The sequence below is a fragment of the Pseudomonas sp. WC2401 genome, from assembly GCF_041200115.1.
Taxonomy (GTDB): Bacteria; Pseudomonadota; Gammaproteobacteria; order Pseudomonadales; family Pseudomonadaceae; genus Aquipseudomonas; species Aquipseudomonas fragi.
Genome location: NZ_CP165623.1, coordinates 1,890,326 through 1,905,280 on the forward strand (window position 1 = coordinate 1,890,326; position 14,955 = coordinate 1,905,280).

Below are 14,955 nucleotides of genomic sequence, written 5' to 3' on the forward strand. Positions count from 1 at the left end.
GGCCTGGCTATCAGGGTTTCGAGCAAGGTTGTGCGTCTGCGCCGGGTTCGGCGGAGGGCTGCTCCCGGGCTTTGACAGGATCAGGCAAGACAACGGCAGAAATTAGCTACCCCTTGGCCTTGCACAAACTTAAGCTGTGCCATCACTGCAAGAAGGATGCGCCCCATGTCCCTGCTGGAACCGCCGCGGCCCGCGCTCGACCCCGCCTTTGAAACGCAGCGGGTGGAATTGGCCGACCTGATTTTTCGTCACGCCCCGCAAGACGGCTCGTTCACCACCGGCGTCGAGGCGCTGTTCGTGTCGCGCTACAGCCAGCCCAGCGATTTCTCTCCGAGCCTGCCCAAACCCGCTTTGTGCATCATGGCCCAGGGGCGCAAAGAGGTACGCCTGGCAGATGAATACTTCGCCTACGACCCGCTCAATTACCTGGTGGTTTCGGTGTCGATGCCCATCAGTGGCCGGGTGCTGGAAATATCCCCCGAGCACCCGGTACTGGCTTTGCGCCTGGACATTGACCCGGCCGAGATCGCCACGCTGATCAGCGAGGCTGGCCCCATGGGTGTGCCATCACGACCTACCGGGCGCGGGCTGTATGTCGAACCCATCGACCCGTTGATGCTCGATGCATTGCTGCGCCTGACACGTCTGCTCGATACGCCCAAGGACATCGCCATGCTCGCGCCATTAATTCGCCGCGAGATTCTCTACCGGCTGCTACGCAGCCCGCAGGGCCATCGGCTATATCAGATCGCCAGCGAGAACAGCCAGAACCACCGCGTCAGCCGGGCGATTTCCTGGCTTAACGGTAACTTTGAGCAGCCGTTGCGCATCGACAGCCTGGCACGCGAAGCCAATCTCAGCGTGTCGACCCTGCACCACCGGTTCAAGGCCATGACTGCCATGAGCCCGCTGCAATATCAAAAGCAGCTGCGCCTTAACGAAGCCCGCCGGTTGATGCTCAGCGAAGGCCTGGATGCGTCGGCCGCAGGCTATCGCGTGGGCTATGAAAGCCCGTCGCAATTTAGCCGTGAGTACAGCCGCCAGTTTGGCGCACCACCGGTGCGGGATCTGGCGCGCCTGCGCATGAGCTTATAGGCCCAGAGATTGCTGCCAGCACAGCTCATCGATTTCAATCACGCTGGGCCCCTGGTGGTCGGCGGCGCTGGCCAGTGCTGCGCGCAATTGCGCTTCATCCCCGACCGCCTGCGCGGCACAGCCCAGGGCCTTGGCCACCCCGATAAAGTCCGGGGTGTAGATGTCCACGCCAACCGGCTCGATGGCGCGATTGAGCATGTACTTCTTGATTTCGCCATAGCCCTGGTTGTTCCACAGCAGCACGATGATCGGCGTTTGCGCCTCCACTGCGCTGGCCAGTTCGGCCAGGGTAAATTGCAGGCCGCCATCACCGATCAGGCACAGCACCGGGCCGCCGGGCTTGCCCTCGGCACGACGCCCCAGCCAGGCCCCCACTGCCGCGGGCAGGGCGTAGCCGAGCGTGCCATAGCCCGTGGATGAGTTGAACCAGCGCCGCGGCTGTTCGGGGTTGAAGGTCAGGTTGCCGGTGTACACCGGCTGGGTCGAATCGCCGACGCACACGGCATCCGGCAGCACCTCGAAAACCGTCTGCAAAAAAACCGTCTGGGCACGGGTCGGGGCATCCCACTCGGTGGACAACTGCGCCTGCAGACGGCTGACCCGCACAGCTCCCCATTGCGGATCCCGTGATGGCAACAGCGCAAGGTTTGCCAGTAGAGCCTCGCTCGCCAGATTAGCATCGGCTACCAGCGCCAGTGTCGGCGGGTAATTGCGTACGGTCTGGTCGGGGTCGATATCAATACGCAGCAGTGCGCCGGGGATCTCGAAGCCGCCGGCAAACGTCACGTCGTAATCGGTCTCGGCCAACTCTGTGCCGATTGCCAGCACCACATCGGCCTCGGCCACCAGCGCCCGTGTGGCGACCAGGCTTTGGGTCGAGCCGATCAACAGAGGGTGAGAGGAGGGCAGCATGCCCTTGGCATTGATGGTCAGGGCCACCGGCGCGCCGAGGCGCTCGGCCAGTTGCGTCAGTGCCGGCGCCGCATCGATCGCACCGCCGCCAGCCAGAATCAGCGGTCGCTTGGCCTGGGCCAGACGCTGGCTCATCTGCTCAATCGCAGCAGGCGCGGGGCCGGGGCGGGCAATGCTGACGGGCAGGCTGGCAAGCAGCGCATCGGCGTTTTCCACCAGCACGTCCAGGGGGATTTCGATATGCACCGGGCGTGGGCGCCCGGCCTGAAATAGCGCAAAGGCCCGCGCCAGCACGGCCGGCAACTCAGCTGCCGACATCAGGGTATGGGAAAACGCCGCGACGCCAGCGACCAGTGCGCTTTGGTTGGGCAGCTCGTGCAACTTGCCGCGCCCGCCGCCCAACTGGCTGCGTGACTGCACACTGGAGATCACCAGCATCGGGATCGAGTCGCCGTAGGCCTGGCCCATCGCCGTGGTGATATTGGTCATGCCCGGCCCGGTGATGATAAAACACACCCCCGGTTTGCCACTGGTGCGGGCATAGCCGTCGGCCATAAAGCCTGCGCCCTGCTCATGACGCGGGGTGATGTGGTTGATCGTCGAACCGGCCAGCCCGCGATACAGCTCAACGGTATGCACCCCCGGAATGCCGAACACCTGCTCGACCCCGTAGGCCTCCAGCAACTTGACCAATACCTCGCCGCACGTCGCCATGTGTCCCGTTCCTTTTTTGTTCTGGAAAAGACCATTGAAGCGGTCGGATGTGGTGCGCACAACGCAAACGTGCTCATACTAGCCATGTCCTGGACTCATGGCTGACCACTGATGAAACGCCTCCCGCCACTTCCCGCCCTGCATACTTTTCTGATCACGGCCCAATGCTGCAACTTCACCCGTGCCGGTGAGCAATTGCATATCACCCAGGGGGCGGTCAGCAGGCAAATTGCCGGGCTGGAAGAGCACCTGGGTTACCCGCTGTTCCATCGTCAGGCCCGTGGTCTGAGCCTGACCGAGCAGGGCCAGGCGCTGTACCCGCGTATCGAGCAGGTGTTTGACTTGATCGGCGAGGCTGTCGAGCATGCGAGCGTTCGCCGCAGCCCGCTGCAAATCAAGGCCCCTACCTGCATGCTGCGCTGGCTGTTGCCCAAGTTGCTGCACTGGCAAGAACTGCGCCCGGACGTGCCGGTTGAGCTGACCAGCAGTGTGCAGCACGGGGTGGATTTTCGCCGCGAGGCATTTGATGCTGCGGTGGTCTACAGCCCGCAACCGGGGCCCAAGCGTCAGGGCCGCCACCTGTTCGACGAACAGCTGACACCGGTCTGCGCCCCGCATCTGCTGGATGGCAGCGGCGCTATCAACCAGCTGGGCGATCTGGCACAACACACCCTGCTGCACCCCAGTCGCGACCAGCAGGACTGGACCCACTGGCTGAGTGCGGCGGGGGGCGATGTATCGGCCATCCGCAAAAGCCAGTACTTCGACACCCTGGACCTGGCCATGACCGTGGCCGCCCAGGGCAACGGCGTTGCCATAGGCGACTGGTCACTGATAGCCGATGACCTGAAGGCTGGCCGCCTGGCCATGCCCTTTGACTTCAAGGTGCGTACCGGCGGCGCGTACCTGCTGGTGTGTTCACCACGCCACGAGGCATCGGCGCCGTTGCTTGAGTTGCTGGACTGGTTGGTGGCGCAGGCACATGGCGCAGATTAACTGCGGACCGATAACCCCCCCCCGATTTTCCTGATGCGACAAAAAGCGCTGTAACAGTTTTAATGGGGTAATTCTTCCTTAAATGGGGTAAAAACAACCAATAAAACCCTATTTGATCTTTTGAATTACCCTATTTAAAGGACGCTTATGCACTCGCTCACCGTCGAACTACTGGCCCAACTCCGTTATGACGGTTTGCAGCTTTCAACCTTGAGGGCGTTGGGCGAGTACAGGGGCAAGCAAAAGCTGTTTGTCGCGCAATCGGCAGAAGCACTGGCAGACCTGAAGCAGCAGGCCGTGATCGAGTCCGCCGAATCATCCAGCCGCCTGGAGGGCGTCGTCGTTTCGCCCTCCCGTCTGAAGTCCTTGATGGTCAAAAATGCCCAGCCTAAAAGTCGCTGCGAACAGGAAGTTGCCGGCTATCGGGATGCCCTGTCGCTGATCCACGAAGCCTGCGATGCCATGCCCGTCTGCGAAGGCACGGTGCGCCAGTTACATACGATTCTCTATCGTTACTTGCCACAAGAGGGTGGCAACTGGAAATCAACCAATAACGACATCATTGAACGCCATCCTGATGGCAGTCTCAGGGTGAGATTCACACCTACTCCCGCTCATCTGACGCCGATGGCCATGAGCGATCTGCTAACCCGCTACCACAACGCCAATCAGCAAAAACTTGCCGACCCACTGGTGCTGGTTCCGCTGTGTATTCTGGACTTTTTGTGTATCCACCCCTTTGCCGACGGGAACGGCCGTGTTGCCCGCTTGCTGACTTTGTTGCTGCTCTATCAGTTTGATTACGCCGTAGGCCGTTTCATCAGCCTTGAGCGGATTTTTGAAGACAGCAAAGAGAGCTATTACGAAACCCTGGAGGCCAGCTCTGTTAATTGGCATTCAGGCACCCACGATGTGGGGCCCTGGCTCAATTATTTTTGGGGCGCACTGATCAAGGCTTACAAAGAGTTTGAAGCACGGGTTGGAACCATCGAGAAAAAACACGGTAACAAGAGCAGCCGTGTCCGGATTGCCGTGCTGAACCGCTCGCTACCCTTTTCAATCAGCGAGATCGAACTGGCATGCCCCGGCACGAGCCGGGACACGGTGCGCCTGGTGTTACGAACGTTGAAGTCCGAAGGCGTGATTGAGTCCACAGGCAAGGGGCGAAGTGCGAAATGGCGCAATTGCCCCTTACCCTGAACTCAATACCCCACGGTAAACCGCTGGCGGGAATGCTGGGGCTGTTCGACTTCATCGAGCATGGCGATGGCAAAGTCGGCAAAGCTGATCCAGCTTTTGCCTTCGCTGTTGATCAGCAGGCGGTCTGTGCCCAAGCGGAACTTGCCCGTGCGCTCGCCTTCGACAAACTCGGCTGAAGGTGACAGAAAGGTCCAGTCCAGCTCTTTTTCGGCGCGCAAGGTATCGAGGTACACGCCGCCTGCCGTGGCTTCTGGCCGGTATTCGTCAGGGAAGCCCGGGCTGTCGATGACTTTGGTGTCGCCTGGTAGCAACAGTGAGCCTGCACCGCCCACAAACAGCAGGCGTTTGACCCCGGCCTTTTTCACCGGCTCGATAATGGCCGAGGCCGGCAGGGTCGAGAAATGCGCGGCGCTGAGCACCACGTCATGGCCGGTCACGGCGTCTTGCAGGGCCTGGGCATCGTTGACGTCAACGTCCTTGACCACCACGCCCGCTCGCTCGCCCAGTTTTTTCGAGGCATTGCGGGCAATGGCCGTGACACTGTGGCCACGACGCAGGGCTTCTTCCAGCAGTTGGCTGCCAGCACGGCCGGTAGCCCCGATAATTGCGATCTTGCTCATGATGTTCTCCAGTGAGTAGGTAGTAACGTCAATCATTCAGTCTGGGTTCTGCATTCACCACTTCATTTCGCCCTTGGCCACCTTGGCGCTCAGTTCCAGCGAAGACTCTTCGCCCAGATCCGGGTAGCGTTTTTTCATGGCTGCAATCAGTTCGCCCGAGTTGCTGGCCTTTAGCGCCTCTTCATCGAACGCCTTGATGTAGTCGCGGGTGAAATACACCGCTTTCATCGATCGGTCGCTGTCACCCAGGTAATGGCCCGGTACCACGATTTTCGGTTGCAGGCTGTCGATACGTTTAAGGGTGGCCAGCCATTGCTTGTGCGATTGCGGTGTCTGGGTGTCGGCCATCCATACATGCAGGTTGTCAGCCACGACCACGCCACCGACCACCGCCTTGATCGAAGGGATCCACACAAAGGTACGGTCCGGCTGGCGCCCGCTCAGGCCGACGATATCCAGCTCATGCCCTTCCAGGTCCAGGGTGTTGCCCTTGAGCACCTGCGGCACGATCAGCTTTTGCGGCATGTCGGCGCCCATTTGCGGGCCCCAGAATGCCAGCTTGGCGTCTTTGGTCTGGTTGATGTGCTCGACCACCGGCCCCGGGGCCATCACTTTGGCATCCGGGAACGCCTGGGTCAGGGTCTCCAGGCCGAAATAGTAGTCCGGGTCGCCGTGGCTGATGTAGATGGTAGTCAGGTGCTTGCCGCTGGCGCGAATCTTGTCGACCACTTGCTGGGCCTGGGCCTTGCCAAATTGGGCGTCGACCAAGATGGCGTCCTTGTCGCCACTGACCAGCACTGAAGACACCGGGAAAATCGCCGCCGCCCCCGGGTTGTAAACGTCCAGGGTCAAGGGCGCCGGAGCCGCCGCAGCATGGGCGGCAAAGCCCAGCATCACAGCGCTGAGAACAAAACGGCGAAGGGTGGAAAATCCGCTCATGGGTGATTCCTGAGTCAATGGCCAAAATCGGCGATGGACAGAGCTTAGTTGCCCGATCAAGAACTAAAAATGCGATGCTTGAACATAGTTTGTTTCAGATATCGGGCAGATCATGGATCGTCTTATTGCAATGCGGGTGTTTGTCACCGTCGTCGACCTTGGCAGCCAGTCAGCCGCTGCTGATCACCTGGACCTGTCGCGCCCGGTGGTTTCGCGTTATCTGGCGGAGCTTGAAGAATGGGTGGGGGCACGCTTGATGCACCGCACCACGCGCAAGCTGAGCCTGACCGCCGCCGGCAATGAAACCCTGCCGCGCTGCCGGCAGTTGCTGGAGCTGGCCGACGACATGCAGGCCGCCGTGGATGTGCCCAGTGATGCACCACGGGGGTTGTTGCGCATCAGCGTCAGCACCTCGTTCGGCCAGGCGCAACTGGCGGCGGCCGTCACCGACTATGTCCGGCTTTACCCGCAGGTCAGTATCGACCTGCAGATGCTCGATCGCACGGTCAATCTGGTGGATGAACGCATTGATCTGGCGATTCGCACCAGCAATGATCTGGACCCGAGCCTGATCGCCCGCAAGCTGACCGTTTGTCGCTCAGTGCTTTGCGCATCCCCGGCCTATTTGCGCGAACACCCGGCGCCGCAACAGGTCGATGACCTCAGTGGGCACAACTGCCTGACCCATTCCTACTATGGCAAAAGCCTGTGGCATTTCACCTGCGCGGGTGAGGAGGTGTCGGTACCGGTGCAGGGCAATATCAGCGCCAACGAAGCCAGCACCCTGTTAAGCGCTACATTGGCCGGTGCCGGGGTTGCGCTGCTGCCCAGCTATCAGGCGGGGGTTTTTGTGCAACGCGGTGAACTGGTGCGCCTGCTGCCGGACGCCGAGCCGCGGCTGATGAATATCTATGCGGTATACGCCTCGCGCAAGCATATGCCGGCCACGCTGCGCAGCATGCTCGACTTCCTCGCCGAGCGCTTTACCGACGAACCGGTGTGGGATAAATACCTGTAGCCGCTGAGGAGCGCAGCGAGGCTGCGATCGGTTGCGGAGCAAACGTAAAGTCGGGTTGTACGATGTTTCAGGTAAATCGTGGATTCAGGTTTCACGACGGCTACGCCGCCGATCGCAGCCTCGCTGCGCTCCTCAGCGGCTAAAGGATTTACATGCATAGTCCATTTGAAGGATGAAATCGGGCGCTACCACTCGTACAACTGATATGGCAAGAACCTGTGTCTGAACTAGCCTCAAAGCTGTGACGTCAAGGGAGCCAATGCCATGACTACCAAAACAAAAACAACATGTATGACTGTTTTTATCGTTTTCGCTGCCGCTGTCCTGTTTGCAAGCGCTTGCTACCGCGCCGAGCAAACCCGCCAGGCAGCCGGATTGACCGCCAGTTGCAATGGCGCGCACTGCACTGCCATGTTCAGCGCTCTGAGGTAGCAAACACCAGAGTGTCAGGGCGGGCTGATCATGTCAGTCCGCCCTTCTCGAAACGCACTGGGCGATGTCCCGCTCAAGCGTCGGAAAAACCGCGCAAAATACGCCGGGTCTGCAAACCCCAGGCTGTCAGCCACTTCGCTGATGGTTAGCGGTGTATAGATCAAATGTCGCTTGGCCTCCAATAACAGCCGCTGATGGATGATCTGCAAGGCCGACTGCCCCGCCAGTTCGCGGCAGATGCTGTTCAAGTGCGCCACTGAAATACCCACCTGATGTGCCAACTGCTCAACACCGGGTTGCTGGCGGAACTGCGCCTCGACCTGCTGATTGAACAGGCCCAGATACTCGCGCCCCCTTGGTAACAACTGCCGCGCCTCACGACGCTGGATCACCTGGCGCGCCACCCATACCAGCAGCACACTGATCAACGATTGCAAGAGCATGTCGCGGGCAGGCTGTGCGCCGACATATTCGCGTTGCACCTCACTGAACAGGTTGTTGAGGTAATCACTGTCCTTGCCTGCGGGGTAACTGGCGACCCGCTGCAACAGACTGATGTTGCCGCCCAGCTGGGCTTGCAACTGCGCCACCAGCGGCGCGGCCAGGGTCAGGACAAAGCCTTCCACGTTCGGCGAAAACTGAAACCCGTGGACGCACAGAGGCGGGATGACCTGAATCGCCGATTGCTCCAGAACATGGCGCTGGCCCTCGACTTCAATCTGCGCTCGGCCCTTGTGCACATAGAGCAACTGGCACAGGTCGGCATGCCGATGGGGGCGGATCTCCCAATCGTGGACGCGGCTGCGCAGCGAGATGGTTTCGCAGTGCAACAGGTCAGGGCTGAGCCAGTCCTGCTGCTCACCGTAAAGCTTGAACACCGGGATTGAAGGAATCATTGGCGCCGTACCTGTTGTCGGGTTGTAAGCCGATAATCGCACCGATTGGCGAAAAGTACCGGTAATGCCGTGGTTATCACCTTCATTTGCTGCGCTCGCAAGCGAAAAATACAGGCACAAACCTATAAGAACCTGCTCGCCCCACGGGGTCGAGGCTACGCGAGACAACAACAATGAGAACTCAAGTCGCCATTATTGGAGCGGGTCCTGCGGGGCTGTTGCTCGGTCAACTGCTGCACAACGCCGGGATTGATAACGTGATCCTCGAACGCCAGAGCGGCGACTATGTGCTCGGGCGGATTCGCGCCGGAGTGCTGGAGCAGGGCATGGTCGATCTGTTGCGCCAGGCCGGTGTCAGCCAGCGCATGGACGCCGAAGGGTTGGTGCATACCGGCTTTGAGCTGGCCCTGGATGATCGCCGGGTGCATATCGACCTCAAGGGCCTGACCGGCGGCAAGACTGTGATGGTCTATGGCCAGACCGAAGTCACCCGCGACCTTATGGCGGCCCGCGAAGCTGTCGGTGCCCACACCCTGTACAGCGTCAGCAACGTCCAGCCCCACGGCATGAAAACCGATGCGCCTTATGTCACCTTCGATAAAGAAGGCGAAAGCGTGCGCCTGGACTGCGATTACATTGCGGGTTGTGATGGTTTTCACGGCGTCGCACGTCAGTCGATTCCGAGTGATGTACTGAAAATTTTCGAACGGGTGTATCCCTTTGGTTGGCTCGGCGTACTGGCCGACACCCCTCCGGTGCATGACGAACTGGTGTATGCCCGCCACGAGCGCGGTTTTGCCCTGTGCAGCCAGCGCTCGGCCAGCCGTAGCCGCTATTACTTGCAGGTGCCGGCAGAAGAGAACGTCGAGGACTGGTCTGATCAGCGCTTCTGGGCCGAACTGAAAACCCGGCTGCCAAAGGCGTTGGCCGAGCAGTTGGTGACGGGGCCCTCCATCGAAAAAAGCATCGCGCCCTTGCGCAGTTTTGTCGTTGAACCGATGCAGTACGGGCGCCTGTTTCTGCTGGGGGATGCCGCCCATATCGTACCGCCGACCGGGGCCAAGGGCCTGAACCTGGCCGCCAGCGATGTCAGCACCTTGTTCAATATGTTGCGCAAGGTCTACACCGAGGGGCGCACCGACTTGCTGGAACGCTATTCCGAGGTGTGCCTGCGACGAATCTGGAAGGCCGAGCGCTTTTCGTGGTGGATGACCTCGATGCTGCACCGCTTCCCGGACAGCGACGGCTTCAGCCAGCGCATTGCCGATAGCGAACTGGCGTATTTCGTCGACTCTGCGGCGGGCCGTACCACCATTGCAGAAAATTACGTCGGGCTCCCTTACGAAGCTATCGAATAGGATCCTATCGAGTACACTGAGGGCCATCCGATACATGCTCTGCGCCTACAGGTGTCCCCGTGACCAGTCTGAACCAGCCTCCCCAGGCCAAACCGGCCATTCGCAGCATTCTGATCGCCCTGATGCTGGCGATTTTTCTGGGGGCGCTGGATCAGACCATTGTCGCCGTCTCCATGCCCGCCATTTCTGCCCAGTTCAAGGATGTCAGCCAGCTGGCGTGGGTGATTTCCGGTTATATGGTGGCCATGACCGTCGCGGTGCCGATCTACGGCAAGCTCGGTGACCTGTACGGACGCCGGCGCCTGATGCTGTTCGGCATGGGCCTGTTTACCCTGGCCTCGCTGTTTTGCGGGCTGGCGCAAAACATGGAGCAGCTGGTACTGGCGCGGATCATTCAGGGCATTGGCGCCGGCGGGATGATTTCAGTCAGCCAGGCGATCATTGGCGATATCGTCCCGCCCCGAGAACGCGGCCGTTACCAGGGTTACTTCAGCAGCATGTATGCCCTGGCCAGCGTTGCCGGGCCGGTGCTGGGTGGTTATATGACCGAGTACCTGTCATGGCGCTGGGTGTTCCTGATCAACCTGCCACTGGGGCTGGCGGCCTGGTGGATTTCCCACCGTACCCTGGTCGGCCTGCCCGTGCCGCAGCGCAAACCCATTATTGATTACCTGGGCACGATGCTGATGATCGTCGGCCTGACATCACTGCTGCTGAGTATCACGTTTATCGGTCAGGGCCAAAGCTGGCGTGACCCGCAAGTGGCAGGTTTTCTGGTGGTGGCGCTGATCGCCCTGGCGCTGTTTGTCCGGCATGAACGGCGCACGCCAGAGCCGCTGCTGCCTATGCATCTGTTTGCCAACCGCAATGCGGTGCTGTGCTGGTGTACGGTATTTTTCACCAGCTTCCAGGCCATTTCCCTGATTGTGCTGATGCCGCTGCGCTATCAGAGCATCACCGGCGCCGGTGCCGACAGTGCGGCCCTGCACTTGTTGCCGCTGGCCATCGGGTTGCCGATGGGGGCCTACTTCGCCGGGCGCATGACTTCGGTGACCGGGCGTTACAAGCCGATGATCCTGAGCGGGGCGGTGCTGATGCCCCTGTCCATTCTGGGCATGGCCTTCAGCCCGCCCGGCGCCGAATGGTTGAGTGGCGTGTTTATGCTGTTCAGCGGGATTGCCAGCGGCATGCAGTTTCCGACGTCGCTGGTGGGCGCGCAGAATTCGGTGCAACAGCACGATATTGGCGTGGCGACCAGCACCACCAACCTGTTCCGTGCGTTGGGCGGGGCGATGGGGGTGGCGTTGATGTCGGCCCTGTTGCTGGCGCTGCTGCACGGTTCATTGCCGGCGCCGGTCATGGGCCAGCCGCTGATTGGCGAAGGCAGCTCGGGCAATGTGCTGCTCGACAGCCTCAGCCAGGTTCAGGGCCCGGCCCTGCAAAGCCTGCGGGCAGAGCTGCTGCTGACTTTCCGTCAGTTGTTGAGCATCAGCGCGGCGGTGTCGTTGCTGGGGCTGGCGGCGGCACTGGCGATGCCCAACCAGGTACTGCGCGGGCGTGAGGACAAGGCACGCTAGGGCTGATCAAAAGTCCCTGAATACGCTGAGGGGCTTATTCGGCATTTAAAAACGCTTCACGCACCAGGCCGTGGCGCTGCATTTTTTCATTCAGGGTACGCCGCGGCAGTTGTAGCTCATGGAGTACGGCCTTGATATCGCCCTTGTGCCGGGTCAGTGCCGCGCGCAGGCATTGCGCCTCAAAGGCTTCCTGTTGTGCCACCAGCGATTGCCCCACGTCGGTGTCGGGCAGTTGCGGTTCGCCCAACCCCAGTACATCCCGCTCGGCCACGTTGGCCAGTTCGCGCACGTTGCCTGGCCAGGCGTGGCAGAGCAAACGCGACAGCTGCGGGCCGCTCAGCACTTGTAGGCTGCGCCCCAGGCGTTCAGCGGCTTGGCGGGAAAAGGCGTCGTACAACAAGGCAATGTCCTCGCGCCGCTCCCGCAGCGGTGCCAGGCGTAACTCGGCCACAGTCAGGCGATAGGCCAGGTCTTCACGAAAGCGTCCGGCGCGGGCTTCGTCGAGGAGGTCGGGTTTGGTCGCGGCAACCACCCGCAAATTCACGCTGATGCTCTGGTTGGAACCCAGGCGCTCGAGCTTCTGCTCCTGCAGCACCCGCAGCAATTTGGCTTGCTGGGCCAGCGGCATGCTTTCGATTTCATCCAGAAACAAGGTGCCACCATCGGCGTATTCCAGCTTGCCGATGCGCTTGCCCTGGGCGCCGGTAAAGGCGCCACTTTCGTGGCCAAACAACTCGGCTTCAAACAACTGCTCGGGGATGGCCGAGCAGTTGAGGGCGACAAAGGGCTTGTCGGCCCGTGGACCAAAATCATGCAGGCAGCGGGCGACCAGCTCCTTGCCGCTGCCGGTCTCGCCGCGAATCAGCACATTGACCGGCAGCGGCGCCAGCTCCAGCACCTGGCGGCGCAAGGTCTGCAAGCTGCGCGAGACCCCCAGCAGGCGCCCGTCGATCTGCTCACGCAGGTCGGCCTGTTCGTGCAAGCGACGGTTTTCCAGGATCAACTGACGTTTTTCCAGCGCGCGGCGCAGGCTGCCAAGCAATGCTTCGGGGCTGAAGGGCTTTTCCAGAAAGTCGTAGGCACCTGCGCGCATGGCCTCCACTGCCATCGGCACATCGCCGTGGCCGGTCAGCAGGATCACCGGCAAGTCTGCATCCAGTTGCTGCAAGCGGTTGAGCAGGGCCAGGCCACCCATGCCCGGCATGCGCACATCGCTGACAATCACCCCGGCAAAGTGCGCAGGCAACTGGCCAAGACAGTCTTCGGCGCAGGTGAACAACTGCACGTCAAAGCCGCTCAGGCTCAGCCACTGCTCCACTGCATTGCGAATACTGGCCTCGTCATCGACCACGATCACCGAATTGAGCATGTTTCAAGATTCCTGTGCGATGGGCAGCGTCAGCGTGAATTGCGCACCATCCGCGTGGTTGCAAGCAGTCAGGCGACCGCCGATTTCGTGAACAATGGCGTAAGACACCGCCAGCCCCAAGCCCAATCCGTCGCCCACGGGCTTGGTGGTGAAGAACGGGTCGAAGATTTTACCCAAGTGCTGCTCGTCAATCCCGCCGCCGCTGTCGGTCACGGTCAGGCACCACAGTTGCTGGTCGGCTTCGATGCGGATCTCAAGGTGCTTGCGCGGTTTGTCGCGCATGGCGTCCAGGGCATTGCGCAGCAGGTTGATCAGCACCTGCTCCAGGCGGATGGCATCGCCGCGTACCCAGGCCGGGCGTTGCAGGTTGACCTGCAGGTCGATCTGCTCGTCCTTCAGACGCGGCTCCAGCAGTTGCAAGGCTTGATCCACCACAGTGGCCAGATCCAGCTTTTCGCGCAGGCCGCTGGGGCTTTGCCTGGCGTAGGTTTTCAGGTGGCCGGTGAGGGCCGCCATGCGCGTAAGCATCTGCTCCAGGGGCGCCAGGGCTTTATAAGCATCGTCGATGCGGCCGTGGTCGAGCAACAGGCGCAAGGTCGCCAGTTGCATGCGCTGGGCGGTAAGGGGCTGGTTGATTTCGTGGGCCAGCGCCGCCGACATTTGCCCCAGTGCCGCGAGTTTCGCTGATTGCACCAGGCCATCTTGGGCGGTTCGCAAGTCCCGGGTACGGGCCTCGACCAGTTGTTCAAGTTCTTCACGATTACGCTGGCGCAAACGTGCCAGGCGCCAACGCTGAAGTAAAAACAGGCCCAGAAAAACCACGGTCAGCCACAGACCTGCCCCCGCCAGAGCTGCATTGCGGATGTCTTCTGCGACGTTTGCCGGGCGCCGCAACAGGTGCAGGGTCCAGCCTTCGGGGCTCAGTGGCAGAGAGCCCCACAAATAATCCGCCGGCCCGTCCGGGCCCTCGACGCGGGTCAGTGAGCTGTTTTCAGCGAAGCTGCGCAAGGTGTGGGTGTTCATCAAGGTCAGCGGTTGATTGTGGTATTGGCGGGTAACGCTGATTTCGTTGCGGTCGCTGTCATCCAGCGGCCGCAACAGGCGATAGCGCCAGCCGGGCTGATTGGCAATAAACACGATGCCCCGCGCATCGCTGACCAGCAGGATATCGTTGCCGTGGCTCCATTCGCGTTCAAGCTGGGGGAACTCGAGTTTGACCACCATCGCCCCGAGGAAGCGGCCGTCCGCATCGAGCACAGCGCTGGACAGAAAATACCCCGGGATGCCACTGGTCACGCCCACCGCGTAAAAGCTGCCGCTGCCCTGGCTGCGGGTCTGGCTGAAGTAGGGCCTGAAGCCGTAGTTGTGGCCCACATAGCTGTTGGAGGTGTTCCAGTTGCTGGCGGCCACTGCCAGCCCGCTGCTGTCGAGCAGCTCCAGGGTTGAGGACTGCGCCGCGCCGTTGATGCGTTCCAGTTTGCGGTTGAGGGCGGCCTGTACCTCGGGCGTGACCGGGTTGCTCAGGGCGCTGACCAGTTCGGCGTCCAGCGCCAGCACGGCCGGCAGGGCGCGATAGCGCTCGATCAGGGTGTGCAGTGAGTTGGCATACAGGCTCAGTTGCTCAGGCCCGCGCCTAGCGCTTTCTTCCAGGGCATGGCGCTCGGCCTGACGCATCGCCCAGCCGCCAGCCAGAGCCGCGCCGGCCAGGATCAACAGGCAATACAGCGCCATACGCAGGGCGCGAGATGTCACAGGCATGCTGGCAAACCGCTCAAACAGGGGGGCGAACGATAGCATGGCAGGCGTATCCAGCGGCCAACGGCCAGCAG

12 protein-coding genes are annotated in these 14,955 nt (G+C 61.2%); 6 read left to right on the forward strand and 6 right to left on the reverse strand.

What is annotated here, in order from left to right:
- Positions 1–165: 165 nt before the first annotated feature.
- On the forward strand, positions 166–1,095 hold the full coding sequence (locus AB3G35_RS08625) for an AraC family transcriptional regulator (protein ID WP_086796006.1): 930 nt from the start codon (positions 166–168) through the stop codon (positions 1,093–1,095).
- Here the strand turns inward: AB3G35_RS08625 and AB3G35_RS08630 are convergent.
- The gene (locus AB3G35_RS08630) at positions 1,090–2,721 is read right to left on the reverse strand and encodes a 5-guanidino-2-oxopentanoate decarboxylase (protein ID WP_369782516.1); all 1,632 of its coding nucleotides are present in this window, start codon (positions 2,719–2,721) and stop codon (positions 1,090–1,092) included. The two genes, AB3G35_RS08625 and AB3G35_RS08630, sit on opposite strands and share 6 nt — an antisense overlap.
- Positions 2,722–2,832: 111 nt before the next feature.
- Here AB3G35_RS08630 and AB3G35_RS08635 point away from each other — a divergent pair, with 111 nt between their 5' ends.
- Positions 2,833–3,717: a LysR substrate-binding domain-containing protein gene (locus AB3G35_RS08635; RefSeq protein WP_106117486.1), complete on the forward strand. Its 885-nt coding sequence runs from the start codon at positions 2,833–2,835 to the stop codon at positions 3,715–3,717.
- A 147-nt stretch (positions 3,718–3,864) separates the two neighbouring features.
- Positions 3,865–4,917: a Fic family protein gene (locus AB3G35_RS08640; RefSeq protein WP_169846314.1), complete on the forward strand. Its 1,053-nt coding sequence runs from the start codon at positions 3,865–3,867 to the stop codon at positions 4,915–4,917.
- 2 nt (positions 4,918–4,919) lie between these two features.
- Here the strand turns inward: AB3G35_RS08640 and AB3G35_RS08645 are convergent, their stop codons facing one another.
- Positions 4,920–5,537: an NAD(P)-dependent oxidoreductase gene (locus tag AB3G35_RS08645; RefSeq protein ID WP_016779823.1), complete on the reverse strand. Its 618-nt coding sequence runs from the start codon at positions 5,535–5,537 to the stop codon at positions 4,920–4,922.
- Between the two features lie 54 nt (positions 5,538–5,591).
- Positions 5,592–6,476 carry an MBL fold metallo-hydrolase gene (locus tag AB3G35_RS08650; protein ID WP_095040920.1) on the reverse strand — a complete coding sequence of 295 codons (885 nt, stop codon included), beginning with the start codon at positions 6,474–6,476 and terminating at the stop codon, positions 5,592–5,594.
- A gap of 112 nt (positions 6,477–6,588) precedes the next feature.
- Here AB3G35_RS08650 and AB3G35_RS08655 point away from each other — a divergent pair, with 112 nt between their 5' ends.
- Entirely contained in the window at positions 6,589–7,494 is a 906-nt protein-coding gene (locus AB3G35_RS08655; protein WP_369782518.1) for a LysR family transcriptional regulator, read from the forward strand.
- A gap of 446 nt (positions 7,495–7,940) precedes the next feature.
- On the opposite strand, the gene AB3G35_RS08660 is transcribed toward AB3G35_RS08655, so the two are convergent.
- Positions 7,941–8,822, reverse strand: coding sequence for a helix-turn-helix domain-containing protein (locus AB3G35_RS08660; RefSeq protein ID WP_169869767.1), 882 nt, complete (start codon positions 8,820–8,822; stop codon positions 7,941–7,943).
- A gap of 173 nt (positions 8,823–8,995) precedes the next feature.
- Here AB3G35_RS08660 and pobA point away from each other — a divergent pair, with 173 nt between their 5' ends.
- Positions 8,996–10,180, forward strand: coding sequence for a 4-hydroxybenzoate 3-monooxygenase (gene pobA, locus AB3G35_RS08665; protein WP_095040922.1), 1,185 nt, complete (start codon positions 8,996–8,998; stop codon positions 10,178–10,180).
- A 59-nt stretch (positions 10,181–10,239) separates the two neighbouring features.
- On the forward strand, positions 10,240–11,757 hold the full coding sequence (locus AB3G35_RS08670; RefSeq protein WP_016779828.1) for an MDR family MFS transporter: 1,518 nt from the start codon (positions 10,240–10,242) through the stop codon (positions 11,755–11,757).
- Between the two features lie 34 nt (positions 11,758–11,791).
- Here AB3G35_RS08670 and AB3G35_RS08675 read toward each other — a convergent pair whose 3' ends face one another.
- Both AB3G35_RS08675 and AB3G35_RS08680 read right to left on the reverse strand, forming a co-directional pair.
- Positions 11,792–13,126 (reverse strand): sigma-54 dependent transcriptional regulator, encoded by a 1,335-nt coding sequence (locus AB3G35_RS08675; RefSeq protein ID WP_016779829.1) that lies wholly within the window; start codon positions 13,124–13,126, stop codon positions 11,792–11,794.
- A 3-nt stretch (positions 13,127–13,129) separates the two neighbouring features.
- Positions 13,130–14,884: an ATP-binding protein gene (locus AB3G35_RS08680; RefSeq protein ID WP_369782521.1), complete on the reverse strand. Its 1,755-nt coding sequence runs from the start codon at positions 14,882–14,884 to the stop codon at positions 13,130–13,132.
- Positions 14,885–14,955: the final 71 nt, after the last annotated feature.

What these genes read in the sequence shown, in the direction of transcription:
- AB3G35_RS08680 (WP_369782521.1), bottom strand. Translation starts at nt 14,884, where the DNA reads ATGCCTGTGACATCTCGCGCCCTGCGTATGGCGCTGTATTGCCTGTTG.
- AB3G35_RS08640 (WP_169846314.1), top strand. Translation starts at nt 3,865, where the DNA reads ATGCACTCGCTCACCGTCGAACTACTGGCCCAACTCCGTTATGACGGT.
- AB3G35_RS08660 (WP_169869767.1), bottom strand. Translation starts at nt 8,822, where the DNA reads ATGATTCCTTCAATCCCGGTGTTCAAGCTTTACGGTGAGCAGCAGGAC.
- AB3G35_RS08645 (WP_016779823.1), bottom strand. Translation starts at nt 5,537, where the DNA reads ATGAGCAAGATCGCAATTATCGGGGCTACCGGCCGTGCTGGCAGCCAA.
- pobA (WP_095040922.1), top strand. Translation starts at nt 8,996, where the DNA reads ATGAGAACTCAAGTCGCCATTATTGGAGCGGGTCCTGCGGGGCTGTTG.
- AB3G35_RS08675 (WP_016779829.1), bottom strand. Translation starts at nt 13,126, where the DNA reads ATGCTCAATTCGGTGATCGTGGTCGATGACGAGGCCAGTATTCGCAAT.
- AB3G35_RS08635 (WP_106117486.1), top strand. Translation starts at nt 2,833, where the DNA reads ATGAAACGCCTCCCGCCACTTCCCGCCCTGCATACTTTTCTGATCACG.
- AB3G35_RS08655 (WP_369782518.1), top strand. Translation starts at nt 6,589, where the DNA reads ATGGATCGTCTTATTGCAATGCGGGTGTTTGTCACCGTCGTCGACCTT.
- AB3G35_RS08625 (WP_086796006.1), top strand. Translation starts at nt 166, where the DNA reads ATGTCCCTGCTGGAACCGCCGCGGCCCGCGCTCGACCCCGCCTTTGAA.
- AB3G35_RS08630 (WP_369782516.1), bottom strand. Translation starts at nt 2,721, where the DNA reads ATGGCGACGTGCGGCGAGGTATTGGTCAAGTTGCTGGAGGCCTACGGG.
- AB3G35_RS08650 (WP_095040920.1), bottom strand. Translation starts at nt 6,476, where the DNA reads ATGAGCGGATTTTCCACCCTTCGCCGTTTTGTTCTCAGCGCTGTGATG.